The organism is Psychrilyobacter sp. (assembly GCF_049671765.1).
Taxonomy (GTDB): Bacteria; Fusobacteriota; Fusobacteriia; order Fusobacteriales; family Fusobacteriaceae; genus Psychrilyobacter.
On the sequence record NZ_JBATVM010000010.1, the window covers coordinates 1 to 2242 of the forward strand.

The following is a 2242-nucleotide window of genomic DNA, read 5'->3' on the forward strand; positions in this document are numbered from 1 at the left end:
CAACCGAAAAGTTCAAAGATACTAATACCAAGAAACAAAGTGGATTTGGATAATATAAATGAAGTAACGAGAGTTACTCAAAAGATGAGAGATTTAAATACTAGAGATTTAGATGCTGGGGAAAGTCTTTTCGATATTGATTATTTAGGAGCTAGACAAAACAGAGATTTTCATGGACATAAAGACTATAATTATGACTATAAATCACATTCTAATGGATTTTTAGGAACATATATGGAAAAATTAACTAATAACTTTACATTAGGGACAGCCTTTTCATATAATCAAGCTGATGTTAAATATGGTGATATTAGATTACAAAACATAAATGTAACTGCACCAACAAAACAACATAGTGAAAAAATAGATTCTTTCAATACACAAATGTATGGTCGTTATGAATATGGACTTTGGAATTTAGATTTAGGAATGGGTTACGGAGTTAATAATCATAAATTGGATGTTAATTATATGTCTGGAATGAAACAAGCAAAATATAAGTCATATTTACTGAAAACAGGTGGAGCGCTTTCTTATGAGTTCCCATTAACAGAAACTTTATCACTAGTTCCACTGGCAGGGTTAGATTATCTTCATATATCAGAAGATAAAATGGAATTTAATAATAAAGGTGTGATAGTCAAAGGAGAAAAGAATGGAATGCTTGTTGAAACTGTAGGATTAAGTTTACGTAAAAATATTGGTAAATTTAGATATGATGCAGGTATAAAGTATCAATATAATACTAAAGAAGCGTTACATAATGCAAGAAATCTTGAAAACTATTATATTAATATGGAAGCATTGAAATTAGATAGACATACTATGATAGCAGGTATAGACATGCAATATGCACTAAATGAACTAGTGGGTATTCATGGAGGTTATAGTTATAGATATAACAAGAATTATCAAAATAATAATATTAATTTAGGAATAAATATTAAGTTTGCTAATACTAAAGAATTAGCAATAACAATGGCAGAAATTCCTATGGAAATAATAACCCCTATATTAAATCTTGATTTTGAACAGACATTTAAATTTGATAGTGCGGAAGTTACTGATAATGGTGTCAAAAAAGTTCACGAATTTTCTAAGAAAGTCGAAAATTTAGAAGGGACAGCTACTGTAGAAGGACATACAGATAGTGTAGGAAATAAAAAATATAATGAAAAATTATCAAAGAGAAGAGCAGAAGCGATAGGAATAATATTAGAAAAAGATTTAAAAGATAAAACAGAAAAAATAAATATTGTAAAAAATGGATTAGGAGAAGAAAGTCCATTGTATCCTAATGATACTGAAGAGAATAGAAAGAAAAATAGAGTTGTTAAAATCAAATGGAAAACCAAAGAATAAAAATGTTGGGAGACTGTTGCAAGTTTTGTGTAAACTCTAAAAGTTAATGTAAAACTTTAATAAAATGAGGAGTAATAATTTTTTAATTATTACTCCTCATTTTTAATAATTGAACTATTCCCTATTAATTCTCTATTAACTTGCTAAAACAATTGATTACCTAAAAAAATTCTAAATTTATTTTATTTAGCTATTGTATGGTTTTCGTTATAAAGGTAGTATAATACTTCTAATTAAAAGATAAAATCTTGTTGATTTAAATTTAGCAGTTTGTATTTTTTAGAGAATTATGGGGGAAATTATGAAAAAGAAAATTATTTTATTAAGTTATTTACTTATAATAGTAAATAATAATTTGTTCGCAAATAATAATGCCGTTGCTGTAACTAGGACTTCTCAAATAAAAGCAAATGCAGGAGAAAAGTTTATAAATAAAGGAATTATAGATTTCATAGGAGACGAAGGGGGAGTTGCTATGAATGGTGGTACTGTTATTAATGATGGGATTATTCAAAATACTGGAGCAGGAGGTATTTTCTCTGAAGGAAAGGGGTCTAAAGGGATTAATAAAAAAACAGGAAAAATTAATAATGGAGATAAACAGGGGATGCAAAGCAAAAAAGGTGGAGAAATAATAAATGAAGGGACTATACATAATACAGGTCCTGTAGGAATGTATTCACATGGGATAGGCAGTAATGCTATAAATAGAGGAATTATTTTAACAGAAGGATCCTATGGAATGGCCGCTTTAGAGGGGGGAACTCTAATAAATGAAGGAACTATTAGGAATAATCGTGATAAAGGTGTAGAAGTTGATGGAGTAGGAAGTTCTTTTAAAAATAAAGGAACTGTATTTAACAATGGGAATAAAGGTGTT

Annotated in this window: 2 protein-coding genes; both read left to right on the forward strand. The window is 28.3% G+C overall.

The window, feature by feature from the left end; all coding sequences use genetic code 11:
* Window positions 1–1362 (forward strand): autotransporter domain-containing protein (locus WBG30_RS00490; RefSeq protein WP_424502683.1); only part of this gene is annotated, 1362 nt, incomplete at its 5' end.
* Window positions 1363–1663: 301 nt separating this feature from the next.
* Window positions 1664–2242 (forward strand): hypothetical protein (locus WBG30_RS00495; RefSeq protein WP_424502684.1); only part of this gene is annotated, 579 nt, incomplete at its 3' end.